Annotated in this window: 15 protein-coding genes and 1 riboswitch; of the genes, 6 read left to right on the forward strand and 9 right to left on the reverse strand. The window is 47.3% G+C overall.

Going from position 1 to position 18,823, the window contains the following annotated elements; all coding sequences use genetic code 11:
- Positions 1–21 precede the first annotated feature (21 nt).
- The 3 genes from M1Q06_RS15535 to M1Q06_RS15545 all read right to left on the reverse strand — a co-directional run bounded on the left by M1Q06_RS15535 (position 22) and on the right by M1Q06_RS15545 (position 2,896).
- Entirely contained in the window at positions 22–255 is a 234-nt protein-coding gene (locus M1Q06_RS15535; protein ID WP_434400541.1) for a hypothetical protein, read from the reverse strand.
- A gap of 210 nt (positions 256–465) precedes the next feature.
- On the reverse strand, positions 466–765 hold the full coding sequence (locus tag M1Q06_RS15540) for a TIGR04104 family putative zinc finger protein (protein ID WP_434400543.1): 300 nt from the start codon (positions 763–765) through the stop codon (positions 466–468).
- A 199-nt stretch (positions 766–964) separates the two neighbouring features.
- Entirely contained in the window at positions 965–2,896 is a 1,932-nt protein-coding gene (locus M1Q06_RS15545; protein ID WP_434402900.1) for a fructose-1,6-bisphosphatase, read from the reverse strand.
- A gap of 634 nt (positions 2,897–3,530) precedes the next feature.
- Positions 3,531–3,622, forward strand: a riboswitch (cyclic di-GMP riboswitch).
- Positions 3,623–3,669: 47 nt separating this feature from the next.
- On the opposite strand from M1Q06_RS15545, the gene M1Q06_RS15550 reads away from it, so the two are divergent.
- The 5 genes from M1Q06_RS15550 (at position 3,670) to M1Q06_RS15570 (ending at position 9,258) form a co-directional block, all read left to right on the forward strand.
- Positions 3,670–4,551 (forward strand): amidase, encoded by an 882-nt coding sequence (locus M1Q06_RS15550; protein WP_434400545.1) that lies wholly within the window; start codon positions 3,670–3,672, stop codon positions 4,549–4,551.
- Positions 4,552–4,824: 273 nt separating this feature from the next.
- Positions 4,825–6,438: a diguanylate cyclase gene (locus M1Q06_RS15555; protein ID WP_434400547.1), complete on the forward strand. Its 1,614-nt coding sequence runs from the start codon at positions 4,825–4,827 to the stop codon at positions 6,436–6,438.
- Positions 6,435–7,487 carry a HEAT repeat domain-containing protein gene (locus M1Q06_RS15560; protein WP_434400549.1) on the forward strand — a complete coding sequence of 351 codons (1,053 nt, stop codon included), beginning with the start codon at positions 6,435–6,437 and terminating at the stop codon, positions 7,485–7,487. Before M1Q06_RS15555 ends, M1Q06_RS15560 begins: the two co-directional genes overlap by 4 nt.
- On the forward strand, positions 7,487–8,884 hold the full coding sequence (locus M1Q06_RS15565; protein ID WP_112229759.1) for a glycosyltransferase family 2 protein: 1,398 nt from the start codon (positions 7,487–7,489) through the stop codon (positions 8,882–8,884). Before M1Q06_RS15560 ends, M1Q06_RS15565 begins: the two co-directional genes overlap by 1 nt.
- Positions 8,885–8,901: 17 nt before the next feature.
- Positions 8,902–9,258 carry a response regulator transcription factor gene (locus tag M1Q06_RS15570; RefSeq protein WP_058382484.1) on the forward strand — a complete coding sequence of 119 codons (357 nt, stop codon included), beginning with the start codon at positions 8,902–8,904 and terminating at the stop codon, positions 9,256–9,258.
- 160 nt (positions 9,259–9,418) lie between these two features.
- On the opposite strand, the gene M1Q06_RS15575 is transcribed toward M1Q06_RS15570, so the two are convergent.
- From M1Q06_RS15575 to M1Q06_RS15600, 6 genes are all read right to left on the reverse strand, one after another.
- Complete coding sequence (locus tag M1Q06_RS15575; protein ID WP_434400552.1) at positions 9,419–12,283, reverse strand: ATP-binding protein; 2,865 nt, start codon at positions 12,281–12,283, stop codon at positions 9,419–9,421.
- Positions 12,284–12,512: 229 nt separating this feature from the next.
- The gene (cls, locus tag M1Q06_RS15580; protein WP_434402902.1) at positions 12,513–13,973 is read right to left on the reverse strand and encodes a cardiolipin synthase; all 1,461 of its coding nucleotides are present in this window, start codon (positions 13,971–13,973) and stop codon (positions 12,513–12,515) included.
- A gap of 160 nt (positions 13,974–14,133) precedes the next feature.
- Positions 14,134–14,316 (reverse strand): hypothetical protein, encoded by a 183-nt coding sequence (locus M1Q06_RS15585; protein ID WP_434400554.1) that lies wholly within the window; start codon positions 14,314–14,316, stop codon positions 14,134–14,136.
- 193 nt (positions 14,317–14,509) lie between these two features.
- The gene (locus M1Q06_RS15590) at positions 14,510–15,385 is read right to left on the reverse strand and encodes a GAF domain-containing protein (RefSeq protein ID WP_434400556.1); all 876 of its coding nucleotides are present in this window, start codon (positions 15,383–15,385) and stop codon (positions 14,510–14,512) included.
- A gap of 160 nt (positions 15,386–15,545) precedes the next feature.
- Positions 15,546–16,118 carry an MEDS domain-containing protein gene (locus M1Q06_RS15595; protein WP_434400558.1) on the reverse strand — a complete coding sequence of 191 codons (573 nt, stop codon included), beginning with the start codon at positions 16,116–16,118 and terminating at the stop codon, positions 15,546–15,548.
- A 259-nt stretch (positions 16,119–16,377) separates the two neighbouring features.
- Positions 16,378–17,712 carry a hypothetical protein gene (locus tag M1Q06_RS15600; protein ID WP_434400561.1) on the reverse strand — a complete coding sequence of 445 codons (1,335 nt, stop codon included), beginning with the start codon at positions 17,710–17,712 and terminating at the stop codon, positions 16,378–16,380.
- 242 nt (positions 17,713–17,954) lie between these two features.
- Between M1Q06_RS15600 and M1Q06_RS15605 the strand changes: the two genes are divergently transcribed.
- A complete protein-coding gene (locus tag M1Q06_RS15605; protein WP_434400563.1) occupies positions 17,955–18,785 on the forward strand; it encodes an SDR family oxidoreductase in 831 nt (276 codons plus the stop codon).
- Positions 18,786–18,823 lie beyond the last annotated feature (38 nt).

The raw sequence follows: 18,823 nt of genomic DNA on the forward strand, positions 1-18,823 counted from the left end.
AAGAAAGCCCGCTGTTAATCATCACGGCGCAAAGCCGTAGTAGAACAGGATATGTGCATAAAAACCGACGAATGCGACTACTAAAGTCACCAGGACAAATAACACCACCATGATGATTTTGGAAAACTTGCCGATATCCAACCGCCATACGCCTTTATAGACCTGCACCCATAGCGCCACGACGAATGGAACGACCATCAATAGATAGAAAATGGCGAGGCCGTTCCCAAAGACATCGAAATAATCCCGGTTCACACTGTCGCTGGTCCTGAAATAACGGCTCATCCTAAAAAAGAACGCGAGAAACGACAACTGAACCACCACACCATAGATGAGTAGCGGAACCCTGAATTTCCCCAGGTTTCGCAGCATCCACAAAACTATGCAGTACAGGATGGCTATTAGAACGGCTATGTAAAAACTGAATGGATAAAAGATATGAACACGTCCTTCTTCCCGCTTACTTTACCAAAGCGGTTCGTCTTCCTCTGTCAATTCGACTAAAAATGGGTAGGCAGCTATAACGATGACCCCACTGGCGATGATCAATATGAATATCGTAACGACCGAGAGATTAAATAAAACCCCGAAAAGCATAGCCAATGGCGTTAGGAAGTTTAAAAGGCCGGCTCTTTTTTTCGATTGCGTGGTAAGCAATTGCTTTTTCCCGCAATGCGGGCAAATCATGCTGGTATCCAAAGTGAACATCTTTTTAACCGTTTGCTTCCAACTCCATCGCTTGTGGCAGTTCTGACAAATTGGCATGGACTCCCTCCAGTCATCTTATAGTTTAAATTACGCTCATTAAGACCTTGTCCTTATTAGACTAACAGAGATAACCAAAAATTCCCACAATACAAATTCCAATTAACTGGGTTTCGCTCTTTGAGTTAAGAGCTCTCCCGAATCTATCTTCACTAAAAAAAGAGCAAGAACTGGATGCCAGTTCTTGCTCTTGATGCGGTTAATTCATATAGCGATGCTTTCTTAAGCTGTTCAAATTGGCGATTTCCTGCAGGAGCTCTTCCCCGATATTCGTCTCCCGCACCTTTTTGCGCTCAAGTTCTTCGTCGACCAATCGTTTAATCGACAAGACGTCGGTTCCATTTTGCAATACTTCTTCCTTGGAATTAAAACGCTGATGCGCGACGAGCTGCATGCCGTAAGAGTTGTACAACAGCGTATAGCCGGCGATTCCCGTCGTTGACTGATAGGCTTTCGAAAACCCGCCGTCGATGACGATCATTTTGCCGTTCGCTTTGATCGGGTCTTCGCCGTCCCGTTCTTTGACCGGCGTATGCCCGTTGATGATGCGGCCGTAGTCGGGGTTCAAGTCGAATTCCGCAAGCATTTTGCGGCACATGTCTTCGTCTTCACGCAAATGGTAATACGGGTTTTTCCGTTCTTTATGCGTTTCTTTGTCTTTGATGAAATAGCGTTCGAAAGTCGTCATTTCGCGTTTTCCGAACAGCGAGGAGTTTTCGCCTGTCCATTGGTACCACACCATATCGGTCGCGAAATCATCGGTTTCTTCCGGATGCGCAAACGCATAGCGGGTATACTCTTCGAAAACATCAAGCAATTCCCGTCCTGCGTAACTTTCGCCTTCGATTTCCATTTGCTTCATATCACCGTTTTCTTCGAGCGGGATACAGCCGTGAATGAGCAAATTGCCATTGTATTGGAGATACAGCTTGCCTTTTTTCATAAGGAAGTTCATATGCCGCGACAGTTTCTCGGAATGCTGGATGGAAAACAGCAATTTGTCGATGACTTGCTGTTCTTCTTCGAGTAAGCGGTCGGGGTGTTTCGGATCGATTGTGGCAAAGCATGTGTTCTCTAGCGGATAAGTTTTGCCGTGGATCGTCGCTTCGTTTTTATCGTAATCGACTTTCTCCAATAGCAGGCGGTCTTCCATGGCGAAACAGGAGCGCCGTTTGATGATCGGGCTTTCGAGCTTGAACTGGATGATCGAAATCGCCTGATGAATCTTAGTGATCTGCAGCTGTTCCTGTTCCGTTAATTGTTCATCTGAAATCCGCTTTGGATGGAATGCCGGATTGTCCTCATAATATTTCTCCGCCAAATTCAATAACGGACGTAAATTGATGCCGTACACATCCTCGATAATGTCCAGGTTGTTATAGCGTGCACAAATGCGGATGATGTTCGCGAGGCAGACTTTGGAGCCGGAATAAGCGCCGATCCACAGGACATCGTGGTTGCCCCATTGAATGTCGACGGAATGATAATCAATAAGCGTGTCCATAATCTTATGCGGATCCGGTCCCCGGTCGTAAATATCGCCGACGACGTGAAGATGGTCAACGGTCAGCCGCTGCATCGTATAGGCGAGGCCGACAATCAGCTTGTCCACTTGCCCCAATGAAATGATTTGCTCGAGCATCTTCGCATAATAATCTTTCTTATTGGTGAACTCGTCCGTTTTATATAGAAGCTCTTCAATAATGTAGACGAATTGCTTCGGCAAGGCTTTGCGCAATTTGGAGCGCGTGTATTTGGATGAAGCGTAAGCTACCAGCTTGAGCAGCCGCTCGATCGTTTCGATATACCAGTCCTTCAGCTCTTGCTTGCTGCTGAAATGGCTTTTGATCAGGCTCAATTTTTCTTCCGGGTAATAGACGAGCGTCGCGAATTCGTTGAGCTCTTCTTCTCCCATCTCACCCTCGAACAGATCCCTAATTTTCACTTTGACGTTGCCGGAGCCATTGCGCAGCACGTGCTGGAATGCCTGGTATTCGCCGTGGAGGTCGCTGACGTAATGCTCCGTCCCTTTCGGCAAATTCAAAATGGCTTCCAAGTTGATGATCTCCGTCGCCACCTTTTCTTCGCTGTCGTATTTTTCTGCCAGTAGATCCAAGTATTTTGAACTGATCATACGGAACCCTCCTTCAAGTAATATGTCTTAATCGAATTCAATTGAAAGCAAATTCCTGAAAAGCGTGTTGATCAAACGGGTATGTGGAAGGAATTTCTCTATATTCCCAGTCTATAGGAGTTTCCGCGAAGGCTCTAGTATTAATTGAAGGGCGGCAGTAAATTGGAAGGCCGTTGATGCTTGATTGCCAAACTTGTGAACCATAAACTATTCATTCCTAAAAATTCAGCGTGATCCACCCATTTAAGGGTAAGAAGAAATAACACGAAATAACTTTTATATAGAAAGGAATCGTTATGACACAATCTCTAATAAGCTTGCTCATACTAGCTTTTATTGTAATAACCCATATTATGGCTTGGAAATGGGCCGCCTATATTCAAGAAAAATATGCCGGCGATGCTAGGAAAAGACGGCTTGCTGTGGGCGCCCTTTTTATGTCCATTGCGGCATTGTTCGGTTTAACCGCCTTCTTTCTCATACAATCTTCTTTTTAAAATCGTGAAATCAAGAAAAAGAATGATAGGACACAGCTTTTTATTTCAAACTTCTCGATAAGTGTCATGTAAAAGCTTTAATAGGTACATAGTTACTATTTTAATGCAACATACTGGAATTATAATAAGAAAAAAACTGAAAAAGGCAAACTTACCTGAAAAGGAAGGACGCAAAGCCATGAGCCTACCCACTGCTTAAGCAGTGCACGGTCGTCAGGTTGCCAGGTACCCATTCTGCGGGCCTCGGCTGACAGAATGGAGGAACAACAGAATATGTTGAAGAAAGCGGCGATGTTGATGTTCGCAATGTCTCTTATGCTGGCGTTCAGCCATGCAGGAAACGTACAGGCAAGCGGCGATGCGCCTGATACCCGTGCCACTTGGCTATGGAATCCGTGGATGTTCGTGGAAGATGAAGCAGCTGTGCTCGCTTTTCTCGAAAATAAAAACGTCAATAAAGTCTATGTCCAGATCGACCGCGACATTCCCAAAAATACGTACCGCAGCTTTGTCACGCAAGCGCATGCACGCGGCATAGCTGTATTTGCGCTCGACGGAGCACCAGCCTGGGTTGCGCCAAAAGGCTATACGAACCAGAACATGTTGATGAACTGGCTGGGCAATTATCAAAGCGGATCGACACAACAGGCAGTTTTTGATGGAATCCATTTGGATGTGGAGCCTTATTTATACAGCGGATGGAATTCAAACCGCGCCGCTACTGTGAAATCCTATCAATCGCTTCTGCAAAGAGCCGCAGTGAGCTCTGCACAGTTGAACTTACCGCTCGAAGCCGACATGCCATTTTGGTTCGACGAGATCTCTTATAAAAATACGTTCGGCAGCGGGTTATTGGCCGAATGGGTGATCGCCAATACGGACGGAGTGACATTGATGGCTTACCGGGATTCCGCGCCGATGATCATCGATATCGTCAAAACTGAAATTGCCATGGCCGAAAAATACGGCAAACATGTGGTAGTGGGCGTAGAAACAGGCGTCACCGATGAAGGCAGCATCATCACTTTTGCCGAAGAAGGCGAAGCGTTCATGAATGTGCAGTTGGCTGAAGTGGCCGCCCATTACTCGGCATACTCCGCCTACGAAGGAATTGCTATTCACCATGTTGGCAGCTGGATGACACTTAAACCATGACCAGACCGGACACTTCTCCTAATCTTTGGAAGTGTCTTTTTATTTTTCTTTGCTTTGCTGCAGGAATCAGGTAAATGGGCAATGTCATTGGATAGCCATGTTTCTGGGTGTAAATCACTTACTTGGATGCTAATTGATGTTATTCTATAAGTGGAAAATATTATCTATTTAACTATTCAAATGACATATTAATGAACATCATTTTCAAGCCCAAAACTCCGCATATCGTCCCACATCAAGTTCGGGACATTCTTTGAAGGACGGTGAAAGAAATTGGCCCAAACAGATTATAAAGCTTTACTTGCCACACGAATGGAACGGGATTTCTCGAAATGGGCTGCTCAAGGCACAATTCCAGAACGCGAAGTCTACCGGTTTTTGCATACGATGAAAGGCACTGCCGGAACGATTGGCATGATGGAACTGTCCGATTTTTGCGCACGCGAGCTGGATGCTTTCTCAGAACACAGCACCGAGTTGCTTGCTGTCGATTCGCTGGCAGGATTCATGTCTTCATTCCGAAATTATTTTGCAGCTGACGAGCCTGCAAGCCAACAAGAGACCGAGTTGGAGGCGCCGGAAAGCAAAGCCTCGAGTGAAGAAGCCCTCGTATTGGTCATCGATTCCGATGCTGAATTCGCCGCGAAGCTCAAAGAGACATTGGAGCCTAAAGGCATTCCTGTCGTCATCGCTTTGAATGGCCAAAAAGGCACGGAATTATTTTACACATTGCATCCGCAGATGGTGTTATTGGATGCGAAGCTGCCGGATGTTGACGGCTTCAGCCTGGCCGAAAGAATTGCCGAAGCCGGCAGAAGCCGCCACCTTCCCCTCGCCGTCATGAGTGAAGATGACAGGATCGATCACCATATCCGGGCAATGGAAGTCGGCGCCACCGATTTTTTGGCCAAGCCATTGAATATGGCGTATTTCCTTCCCTATTTAGCCAATCGCCTGCGTGGCCAGGAAATCATCTTGCAAGGCACGCGAATTGATGAATTGACCGGAGCCGGAAATCGCCAATCCTTTGATGAGGTCCTGCTGCAAATGACCAATCTCGCTGAAAGAACCGGCAAGCCGTTTACATTGGCCTTGCTCGATTTGGACCATTTCAAGAAAATCAATGATGACCACGGGCATTCAGTGGGAGATGAGGTTTTACGTTCCTTCAGCCAGTTTGTGTTGAACTTGAAACGTGAATCGGACTCGTTCTTCCGCTATGGCGGAGAGGAATTCGCCTTGATTCTACCCGAGACCAAGCCGCAGGAAGCTGCCGCATTCATCGATCGCCTGCATAAGGCACTATCTGAAACGGAATTCGCTATTCACGCCAACGCCCCGATTCGCTTGACGTTCTCTGCCGGTGTCAGCGAATACCGGCTCAAACAGGAAACGATCGTCAATAAAGCCGACAAAGCTTTGTATCAAGCCAAGCGAAATGGGCGCAACCAGACGATGGTCTATGAATCCGCAGAACATGACTTAAAACGTAAATTGAATATCGTCATTGTCGACGATGACTCACTCGTGCGCAAACTGGTCGCCAAGCAGTTTTCCAATTGGAAAGCGGAGGATTTCGATATCCAGATTGAAGAATACGCAGACGGTCTCGCGCTGGTCGATTCCGACTGGTACCGTCCGGATGAGAATTACATGATCCTGCTGGACGGCGTCATGCCGAAAATGGACGGACTGGAAGTGCTGAGCCATGTGCGCTCGCAATATCCGCACGACAATATCGTCGTGTCCATGCTCACGTCCCGCAACAACGAATCCGATATCGTCTTGGCCTTGAAGAGCGGAGCCGATGATTACATCGTCAAACCGTTTTATGCACAGGAAGTCGTAGCCCGTGTACAGCGGCTCACGAAGAGGATGTTCCAGTGAACTTATCCCATTTCTGGATCCTCATTGCCTCCCTGTTCCTCGGCCAATTGCTTCTCTTGTTGATCTTAGCTTGGCGCAAGCAGCGTTCGAATAAACGGGAAGCCGCAATCAACGGCCAATACGATGCCTTAACTGATTCATTCAGCTCTTATATGATGGATCCTTCAGACGAACGGTTCATCGAAGAATTGAAAGCTTCCCCTTACCATTTGGTCGTGCTGGAACGCTTATTGAACCATTACGTATCCGTCACCAAGGGTGGCGCTGATTCGCCTGCTGTCTCACGCCTGTCGGAAGAATTCCTTTCCAAGCGCTACGTCAGGCTGCTCAAGCGCGGAAACTGGGCGATGCGAATGAATACTTTATATTTCATCGAAGACTTTCGGATGGAGTCGCTCGTTCCACAGCTAAAGGAAAAATTAGCGAAAAGTTCCCGGCTCGACCAGGAGACGCAGCAATTGATCCGCACGCTCGCTTCTTTAAACGAGACGGTGGCCATCAAGGCGCTCGCAAAACACCCCGATGCCCCCGCCCGCCTGTATATCGATGTTTTTAAACGGTTGGACGAACTGACGAAACTGGACGAGTTGAATGCTGCCTTAAACGAAGAAAACGACAACCAGACGTTGAAGCATTCGGCCATCTCCTATATCGGCATGGCCGGCATGACGCTGTTTCTTCCGCGCATTGAAGAAGAGTTGCAGCATCCTGAGATGGAAATGCGCATTCAGGCACTGAAAGCGATCCTTCATCTGCAATACATGAATTCCCCAAGCGCCCTTGCACCGTTTTTCCAGTCGGCTGCTTGGCCTGAGCGCATGTTTGCCGCCCAAATTGCCGGAAAGCTGCAATTGTCGCGCTATAAAGAAACGCTAGGCGAGTTGCTCGGGGATCCGGTCTGGTGGGTCCGCTACTCATCAGCCGAAGCCTTGACCCAGTTTTCTGAAGGGGATATCGTGCTTACCCATCTCGCAGAAAGCCATCCCGACCGCTATGCACGCGACATGGCGAATCAATGGAAAACCTCCCTTTTAGGAAGTGAACAATAATGCAGGAAGTAGCGCTGATTTTATCCTATATCGTCATCGCCTATATGCTTTTTTCAAGCCTGAGCTATCTCGGGCTCTTTGCGCTTGCATACGGGAAAGTCAAAAAAGAAAATAAGCTCGATAAGCGAGAGTCTACAGAAGATTTTTTAAGAAACCAATCGACTTATCCGGTGTCGATCCTCGTGCCTGCGTACAATGAAGAAGTCGGCGTTGTCAGCACGGTGCGTTCGCTATTGGCACTGGAATACCCCGAAAAAGAAATCATCGTCATTGATGATGGCTCGAAAGACAGCACATCGCTGCGCATGATTGAAGAATTCAAAATGAAGAAAATTCCTTTCGCCGTCCGCACACACATCGAGACCGCGGAAGTCGAGGCCATTTACCAATCCTCGATCTTCCCTTATATCCGCCTCATCAAAAAAGCGAACGGCGGCAAGGCGGATGCATTGAATGCCGGGGTCAATCTCTCTTCCTTCCCGTACTTTTGTGCGATTGATGGAGATTCCATTTTGGAAAACGACGGTCTGTTAAAATGCATGAAACCGATTATCGAATCAGATGGCCAAATTATCGTCACGGGCGGATCTGTCCGAATCGCCAACGGCTCGACCATCTCCAGAAGCAAAGTGGAAATTGTCGGACTTCCGAAAAGCCCGATCGTCCTCATGCAGATCGTCGAGTACTTCCGCGCCTTCTTGATCGGCCGCCTGGCACTTAGCCATTTGAATATTTTACTCATCGTCTCCGGGGCTTTCGGCGTTTTCAATAAAGAACGCGTCATCCAAGCCGGTGGCTACAATAAGAACACCGTCGGCGAAGATATGGAATTGGTCGTCCGGCTGCACCGTTTGCTGAGGGAAGAAAAATCCAAGCAGCGCATTGAATATATCCCAGACCCTGTCTGCTGGACAGAAGCCCCTGAATCACTGGAAGTGCTCAGGTCTCAGCGGATCCGCTGGCAGCGCGGGCTGCTTGAAACTTTGTGGAATCACAGAAAAATGATGCTCAATCCGAAATACGGCTCGATCGGTTTGTTTTCGATGCCTTATTTCCTGTTTGTCGAATTGCTCGGCGCCGTATTCGAATTTATCGGCTACTTCATCATTTTTGGCGGCTTTTTCTTCTCATTGGTCGATCCGCAAGTCGCCGGCGTCATGTTCTTGGTGACGGTGTTCTACGGCTCGCTCATTTCGGCACTTGCTGTATTATTAGAAGAATTAACGCTCCACAAATACCCGAAGGTTTCCCATTTGATGCGCCTTTATTTCTGGGCATTGACTGAAGCCTTTTGGTACCGCCCGCTTATGGTATTGTGGCGAGTCAGAGGAATTATTGCCACTTTCCAAAAGAAAGCACATTGGGGCGATATGAAACGCAAAGGAATTTCGACTTAATTGCAAGGAGGATACTTATGAAGAAAATATTGATCGCAGATGACGAAGATATTTTGCGCATCCTGATCGCGGATACATTGGAAGATGACTTCCTGATTGAAGAAGCAGAAGACGGCAAAGAAGCCCTGGAGAAGATCCGGGCCAACGACTACGATCTGGTCGTGCTCGATTATATGATGCCTTATTTGACTGGCATGGAAGTGCTCGAGGAAGTCAGGAAAGACCAAAACGACACGAAAGTGCTAATGCTGACAGCAAAAGCGCAAGACGCGGACCGCGAAAAAGCCATCTTGAACGGGGCGGATTATTTTATGTCCAAGCCGTTCAGCCCGATGGAATTATTGGCGCTTGTGGAAGATATATTGGTGTCCTGATAAATTGTGTTTTCCGAAGCTTGGATAGCCCACTGCTTCATTGAGATGAGAAAAGCTTTCGCACACTATATCGATCCAAAACAGAAAAATATTTAACACTACAAAAAACGACCAGCCCCTATCTTAGGAGCTGGTCGTTTTCAATTCCCTGTACTATTTTTTAGCTCTCCGGCTCGTCGTCCAGGCCGTATGTGGCGTAGAAGATGACGCCGTTTTGCTCTTGGCCGTTTTGCAGGTTCTTCATCACTTTCGACAAATTCACCGGCGCATACGGTTTGGTCAGGTAATGGTTAATCTTGCTGATTTTACTGGCATCAGCCGATGAATCGAGTGCGGAAGAAATGACGATCGGGATATCCTGTGTCGTCGGATCTTCTTTCATCATATCGACCAAGTCCCAGCCGCTCAATTCCTCGCCGAGCATGATATCCACGACTGCGCCGACCAAAGGCGTGCGCTTCGCTTCTTTGAAGGCTTCCCTCGGTGAGGTGTGGTAAATCACTTTAAAACCGTTAAGTTTCAGCTCTTCCGATAACAACAATGCAAGGCTCATATCGTCTTCCACAATCATCACAGGCGGGTTTTCTTCTGCGCCATCTTGCGGGACATACTCCTGCATGCCGGAGACAAGCGGCAATTCAAAGTGGATGGTCGTGCCCTGTCCTTCCTGTGATTCGATCCAAATCTTGCCGTCGTGCTTGACAATGATTTCCTGGCATATCGCAAGGCCCAGCCCGGTTCCGCCGATTTTGCGGCGTGAACTATTGTCGATGCGCTGGAATTTGGAGAACAGCTTCGGAATGTCTTCAGCTGGAATGCCGATTCCTTCGTCCTGGATAGATACGCGCAAGTGATTCGCATGGTTTTTCATGCAGATGGTCACATTACCGCCTTCCGGGGAAAACTTGATGGCATTGCCGACCAGGTTCATCAATACTTGGGCGAGACGTTCTCGGTCCCCTTCCACTTTCACATCCGATGCATCGTCGATCAAAACGACAGAATGCGTCGACTGCGTCCTGAATTTTTCTGCCGCTTCGATGACTAGCTCATTCATCGACAGCTTATCCATCCGGTACACTTGGTCACCGGATTCCATCCGCTGCAAATCCAAAAAGTCGTTGATCAAGTTGGTCAAGCGCATCGCTTCTTTATAGATCGTCTTCAAATAACGCACTTGCTTGTCCGGTTTCAATTCCTTATTAAGAAGCAGCTCCGTAAACCCAAGCACACTGGAAAGCGGCGTCCGCAGCTCGTGGCTGACAGTGCTGACCAATTCGGATTTCATCTTGTCGACTTCGTGTTCTCTAGTAATGTCGCGGTGAACAAAGATCGTCCCTGTGCGCTCCCCGTCGACAATGACTGGCGTGCTATAAACATCGATGACCCGTTCATACGGGGCTTTGACCGTATATTGGAAGGTCTTCGCTTCGCTTCCTTTTTCATGGATGCAGGCGCTGAGGAAATCGACCATCGCTTGTGGATCGGTCGTTTGTTCGGCCATCCGGTGAATCCACACGTCTTGTGTGATGACCGCGTCCAGCGGCGCATTGCCGCAGCTCAGCATCGTGCACATCGTTTCATTGCGCTGCACCATGCTGCCATTTTTTGCAATGAACTGGATGCCTTCATTGATATTATTGACGATGCGTTCGTTCAATGTCCGTTCATGGATTGCCGCGTCGTACAATTGGATCCGGTCGATTGCCAAATGGATGCGTTTCAACAATCCGTCGATATCGGCTTCTTCCTCTTTTGAAAAGGCTCTGCCGACGCGCGACAAACCAATCAGCGCGATGCCTTCGTTTTGCTCATTTTTTACAGATGCGTATAAATCATGAATATAGACCGGCCCGTCCACAAAGCCTTTTTGCTCCAGCGCTTCCCTTGTGACCGTAAAGGATTCATCTTCTTTCAAACGGGCCGATAGATAAGGGATTTGCTGCTCCTGGAATTGCTCGAACATGTTCTCCGTGAAGCCCTTGAGCGCGTATTCGCCAGAACCCGGCAGCCAGAGCACGCCCGTATCGATCTCGTAGGTATCGGTAAAGTACTTGAGCGTGGCATTGATCAATTTCTGTTTATCCAATGTAAACGACAGGATATGGTTCAAATCGTTGAAGCGGATCAAGCGGTCTTTCGTCTTTCCGGTTTCTTCCAGTGCCTCTTGCAGTTCTGCCTGCTTTTCCTGCAGCTGGCCCTTGTTCACCAATAATGCCTGGTTTTGGGCAGTAAGGTCTTCCTGATTTTCGCGGATGGTATTCATCATCCGGTAAAAAGTCATCGACAATAAGCCGATCTCATCTTTCCGTTCGATAGGAGCGTAAGACATTTGCTCGCCATTGCCGAACCCTTCGATGGATTCGCGCATGCCTTCCAACGGCTTGACGATATCATTCATGGCCCGATAAATGATCAAGGCCGTGGTAATGAACAGCAGGATGAACAATAAAATCAACGCAAACGAAAAATTCTCCGACTGCCTGATCATGTCTTCGTTCAATTGTTCCAATTCTGCTTCGGATGCGGTTTTGTATTCGTCGGCAAAAGCGACAAATTCATTTACTGCAGCATTGGTGCCATCATTGGACAGGTTCCTCAACGCTTGATAATCATCGTTTTGTACCGCTTCAAGCGCATTGGGAAATACTTGTTGCTCGAATGTCGCTATAAATATAGACAAATCCGAAATTTCCTGTTGTTCTTCATTCGTAATCGACAAACTTTCCAGCCTTTCAATCGCGCTCTTCAAGATTTCCAGCTCTACATACGCCAGTCTGAGCTCTTCCTGATTTTGAAAAGCATAATACCCTCTTGTGCGGAAAAAAAGCTGGTTCAAGGATTCGGAAAGCCCTTGCAGCGTCTCCTGTTTTTCAGCAAGCAAATCGTATTCCGCCTGCCTGTCCTGTTGCTGTTTGTTCATATAGAAATAAATACCCGCAATCAATAATGAACAAATAAGCAATGAAGATAAGGTTAATCGAAGATATTTGTGCCTGATGCCTTTTTCCGATGATTTATGCATGTTGCCCCGCCCCCAGTTTTTCGTTGGTTTTATATATCAAAAAAAATTTCAAAATTTAACCTTCATTGTAAATATTCTTCTCTTGTCATAGTATACGATTTTGGGTATTTATAGAATCTTTTTTTCAAGCCTGGGTTCCTTAAAAATCCTCCGTCAAAACAATAAAAAAGCTCGAGGCAACGAAAGCCTCGAGCTTGAATGATTTTTTCCGCAACAACGATAGCGGGCTTTATAAAATTGGCGACACCAATTTGGCAATGTCCTGTTTGGCTTTTTCAATCCAGTGCTGTTCCTTGAAGTCCGCTTCTGTTAATTCGACAGCGAGTTTGCGGTCCTGCAGGAACAAGTCCGCCATTTCCTGTGCCGATTCGCCATCATAGACGAAGGCATTCAATTCGAAATTCAACGCGAAGCTGCGGACATCCATATTGGCCGAGCCGACCGAGAACGCCTCCCTATCAACAACGAGTGTTTTGGCATGCAGAAACCCGTTCTGGTAGCTATAGACTTTGACGCCGTCTTCGATCAATGCACGAGCAAAGGAAAGCGTCGCCGAATGGACGAAGAGGTGATCCGCCAAATGCGGAATCATCAACTGCACGTCCACTCCGCCGAGCGCCGCCGTCCTTAGTGCATCCATGATGGATTTATCCGGAATGAAATAAGGCGTCTGCAAATAAATCGACTCCCGGGCATGATGAATCATCTTCAAATAGCCGTTCTTGATGTCTTCATGCGTTTCGAGTGGCCCACTTGCCACCATTTGCATCGGAACGCCGGACGGATGATCCATTTCCGGAAAATAAGTTTCCGCATACTTCATCGGATATTTTTCAGCAGCTTGGTTCCAGTCGATGAAGAACCGGTTTTGCAGGGAATGCACCGCGTGCCCTTCAATGCGCAGATGCGTATCGCGCCAATAGCCGAACTCTTTTTTCTTGCCGATGTATTCATCGCCGACATTAAAGCCGCCAGTATAGCCGATACGTCCATCGATGACCGCCAATTTCCGGTGATTTCGGTGATTGAGCCGTGGGTTGATGCTCGTCAGCATGGCCGGCAAAAACGCAGCCGATTTGCCCCCTGTCTCGTGGAACGCATCAAAGAAATGCTTTGGCAGGCTGCTCGACCCCAAATCATCGTATAGGAATAGCACTTTGACACCTTGCTGCGCTTTCTCAGTCAGCAGCGCTAAAAGCGTTCGGCCAAGATCGTCGTCATTAAGGATGAAGTACTGGAGGTGGATATGCTTCGAGGCAGCGCGGATGTCGTCGAATAAGGCATCAAACTTCCGTTTGCCATCATTGAATATTTGAATATCAGCGGCTGTCGATAAAGGCGCGTCGGTCCGCGCAGCATTCATTTGGACAATATCCATCCATTTTCCTTCTAGTGCAGATGGCGGCTGGAAGCTTCTTGATTTCATTTCCGCGAGCTGGCGATCCTTCAGATCCATGAAATCACGGTTCTCATAAGCAACTGGCCGATTCAGTCGGCTGCGCCTCAAAGGTTTTCCGAACAATAAGTACAGCACAAAGCCGAGGATCGGGATAAAAAACAGGATTAAAATCCATGCCCATGCCGAAGAAGCCGTTTTCCGCTCAAAAAATAAAATGAAAAACGCCAGCACAATATTTACAATTATGAAAAGGTTGCTTATAGCACTGAACCACTCAAATGAAATCTTAATCCCTCCTTAAGCTCCGGCTTTATTGTGCAGTTTCGATTCAAAGAACCACTAGTACTTATCCCCGTCCCATACCTAGCTGATGATAAAGGCATCCTCCGATAGGAGAAGTTATAAAAAGGCAAAAAGCCAATACGCTGTGCGTTTGGCCTATGTTTTGCCCTTACTCTTCATCTTCTTCATCCGCGATCGGCTCTTCAGGGACTAGTTCTTCTTCTCCCTCTTCCGGCGTCACATCCACATCTTCATCTACAGGCTGCTCGTCTTCTGCGTCTCCACAAGCCGCCAGCATGCCGATTGACAGAAACGCCGCTGCCCCCAACTTTACCCATTTGGATTGAACCATTCGAAAACCCTCCTTTCACTTTTAAGCTTTGAACCCATTTTTCTTGTGCTAACACTTTACCCTTTATGCCAGCGGCCAACACATCGAATTGGTTTGTATAGCTTCATTTTTCCAATTGAATAAAAGCAATAAAACGGCCCCGTCTGGAGATGCTTTAAAAGCTTCTCCAGACGGGGCCAGAATTCCCAGTAGTTTATTTCCAACGGGAGTTAGCGAATTCATTTTTCTTCGTTAACTCAAAACCAAGCTGTTCAATGGCGATTTTCAGCGTCGCTTCCATTCGTTCGCCTTTCAGGGAATGGGCGAAATGGGGGACGTTCATTGCCATTGTCGGCAAAATTCCTGTAATGATCGGAGTGATTCCCATGATCTTCAAAGCTTTAATCAAATCTAGCAGAGGATCTTCGATGCGCGGGTCGATTTGCGTAATGTCCGAGAAATCCAAGATCAGGTAATCGATGCCTTCGCTCGCTTTCATCACGACGTCGTCGATCAATTGATAAGCACGTTCAAGCGTAATGTGGCCGATAATCGGCAAGATCGAAATCTCATCCGATAAGGGCACGAGCGGCGACGACAAGGTCTGGATTTCCTTTTGGGCTTTGTCGAGCTCCAAGATATAGCTCAACAAGGAAGACATCATCTCGAACATCTCCTGCTGCTCTTCCGTGAACGAAACCGGGTGCTTGTCCAAGCCACAAATCGTGCCATACACTTCCCCGCTTTCGTAGTAGATCGGGATGCCGATGAACGCGCCGTTGCCGAATTGTGCCGAAATCTCAAGCTTGCCGGCATTGTCGTCTTTTGAGATGTCTTCGATCAATAGCGGCTCCTGCCCATAGTTGATCGCTAAGCTGCAAAAGGTCTGGTCAAGTGGCGACTGGCTGTCTTCCACTACCAGCTCTTCATGTCTATTGAACGCTTTCTTGATGGTATTGGTTTTTCCGTCATTTTCAGCAATGAAGAGCGTGTTGATATCCATTTGCTTGCTCAACATGTTCAAGATCTGATTAGCTGCATCATTGAAGTTCTGAAATTTTCTGGAAGGGCTAATTGTCTGGTGGTGCATGTGATCCCTCCTCTACGGGGAGTGTCCAAAGCGAAAATTGGCGCACTTTTCCTAACGATACTATAAGCCGTTCTTCGATTGCAATGTGCAGGCTTTCTGGTATCGCCGCAATCGGCGGAACCCGTACTCCACAAAGTTTTGGCTAAATGAAAAACCAGGCTTAAGCCTGGTTCGACACAGATTGGTACTGAGGCGAAGCAATCAATTCGTCTTCCATCAAGACATATGGATGGGTTTTCATCAAGCTTTCCCTTAAATGAACAGGCATTTTCTTTTTTTCGTAAGCGCAAACTAATGGAAAATCAAATTCGTTCACTGCGCGATCCGCAATCTTTTCGAAATCTTCTATAAGGAATAATGGTTCTTTCACACTTTCCCATTCCACATGCGCCCATGACCGGAAGCTCAATTTGTTTTCAATATAAGGGGCCACGGTTTTGGTAAAATACTCATGGATGGCTGGTGGATGGTAACTTCCACTCGACCAATAGAAATGAAGGCTATTGACGAAATGTACCATTTTCAGTTGTTTTTCAGTATATTGTTTTTCCATATGCCGCTTAATTTCACGAGTCATCCGCTCATTTTCAACAATCAAAATATGATCACCAGCGTGAATTCCCTCGTCTATGTAGTTCAATAGCTGCCTCACATAATTTTCAGTTCCATCGAAAGCATATAGCACGTGAACACTGCGCTGGCTTTCAAGCAATTGATTCATCTTACTTCTCAAGCGATCTACCTTCTTTCTCTACGCGATTTCAACCAAAAAAGAAGTTCAACACTCGACAAACTGGAGAATCGAGAAAAACAGCTTTCTTTCTATTAAATTATACCATTACCCTGTACTTTTCTGCTGTTATTCTTTTGTATGCCCGCCAACCTGGACGTTAAGCACTATACACAGCGTTTCAGAACTTATACAACAGGAGAGAACGCAGTCCCAATCATAAAAAAAGAAAGGGCCTGGGCCCTTTCTCTACAATCTTTCGTTATTGTTTTTTAGTTTGACGATACGTTAGTGTTCCAGCTGACATGAAGATCAATGTGCTAAGTGCTACCCACAAGATCATTGTATTGGATTGGCCAGACATGCCGCCGAATCCAGTTGAAGGCATTTTGTCAGGAGCTGTGTTCTCGAAGTTCTCTGGGAATTGGTCGACGATTGCGCCACTCAATCCTTTCCCGATATCGAACATGATCGCATAACCTGTGCGGTATGTGTCATATGACGCGGCATAGTCACCGTTCACGTACTGTTGGAAAGTATCTACAACGGATTGTTCATGCGCTTCCACGCCTGCAATCGTTTCATCCAACGGCATGCGGTCTTCTGTTGCTTTGTTCAAGAATGTGCCAAGGTCTGTTGCAAATGTGCTAGTCAAAGTCGAAACGGCTTGCTCTTTCGCTTGCTCGTCTTCTGAAGCTATCGCATTCGCCAAGTCGCCTTGGACAGCGATGTGTTCGTTATTCCATAGTTCAACAAACTGGTTGCTCGCTTCTTCACCGTAAACGGAAGCTAGAGCCGAACGGAACTCTTCATTGTTTTGGTCTTGTGCCCAGTTGACGAAATCGAAGTCAGCCGAACCGTTATAGCCTTTTGCCATGCTCAATTGCGCGAGAGCAAAATGTTCTGCTGCAATGCGGTTCACTGTCGAACGGAAGTCGCCGGCTGGTGTGTTGGGGTCAGAAAACTGATCCGGGAATTGAGCCGAAATCGCTCCGCTGATTGCGCTGCCTGCACCGAAGATTTGCGTGAAGCCTTCCAAGTACATCGTGTAAGCAGCTTCGTAATCGCCTTCTACATAAAGATCAAACGTGCCTTGAACGAAATCTTCATGTTCACGAAGTGCGGCTGTCGCACCGTCTTCCGGAAGATTTCCTTCCGTTGCCGTACCGAGGAACTCGCCCATTTCATCGACGAACGATTGGATTTGATCCAATGCTTCTTGTTGCATCGCTTCGTCATCCGCTTTCACGGCCGCTGCGTATTCATCTGTTCCCATATTGTGCTTATCGAAGATTTCAACGAAGGCCGCTCCGCCATCTTCTCCGTAAACGGAAGCGATGACCGGTTCCATATCGGCTGCGTTCTCATCGAGTGCTGCCATGGCTTCTTCTGCTGCTTCGTCGCCATCATAAATTTTCATCATGGAATCCACTGCGAGCGCATAATGCTCGGACAATAACGAATCCAATGTTGCGCGAAGTTCGACGCCTGTTGTTTCCGTCGGCGGTGCTTCTTCAGCTGCCAACACGGTAGAACCGATTCCCGGAACCAAAAGCGACGCGCCTACTACTGGTAGTAAAAGCTTTTTCATTTTCATCTAACCACTCCTCTGTTTTGTTTTCCTATAAGCTCAACGGAGCGGGTTTGAAATTAGATCACAATTTCTCAAAAAAAGTTCGCACCGGTTAAGCGGTTACATCGGAAAAGCCGGTTTAGCGCCTATTTCAGGTGGTAGTTAAGATAAAGTATCGTCATTTAAATACGAAAGCCCCGGCACAAGATATGGCCGGTTAGATAATAGGATTTTCAAGAACAGACTATATAGAGGAGGAACAGAACATGGGTAAACTACAAGATAAAGTAACCGTCATTACAGGCGCGGCGACAGGTATCGGCAAAGCAACAGCAGAACTGTTTGCACAAGAAGGCGCGATTGTCCTGCTTGCGGACATTAAAGAAGAAGAATTGCAGGAGACGGTCGCCAAAATCAATGAAAACGGCGGCACGGCGAAAAGCTTCCAGGTGAATATCGCCAAGGAAGAGGACGTCACTTCTTTCGCCAATCAAGTAAAAGAACAATACGGAACGGTTTATGCGTTGTTCAATAACGCCGGGATCGACCAAGAAGGCGGCAAAGTGCATGAGTATCCGGTCGATTTGTTCGACGACATCACCGCTACTGATTTGCGCGGCACGTTCTTGATGAGCAAATATTTCATCCCGCTCATGATGGATAATGGCGGGGCGATCGTCAACAACGCCTCCATGTCCGGCAGCTTTGCCGATTTGGACCGCTCCGGTTATAACGCAGCAAAAGGCGGCATCATCAACTTCACGAAATCCATCGCCATCGAATACGGAAGATCCGGCATCCGCGCAAATTCCGTATCCCCTGGCACGATTGAAACACCGCTGATCGATGAATTAGCTGGCTCTAAAGAGGAAGAAGCGGGACGTGAGTTCAGAGAAAGCAATAGATGGCTCGCTCCTCTAGGACGCCTTGGCTTACCGAAGGAAATCGCTACGACGGTATTGTTCCTCGTCTCGAGCGACAGCTCTTACCTGACGGGCCAAGACATCGTTGTCGACGGCGGCCTCACCGCTTACACATGGCCGGGCAAAATGGTCATGGACGACAGCTGGAAAAAAACGACCACAAAAGAACAATAAGAATACAAAAAGAACCCCGAACGGCAGCCGCTTTCACC

It is taken from the genome of Planococcus sp. 11815 (assembly GCF_051096385.1).
Lineage (GTDB): Bacteria > Bacillota > Bacilli > Bacillales_A > Planococcaceae > Planococcus > Planococcus citreus.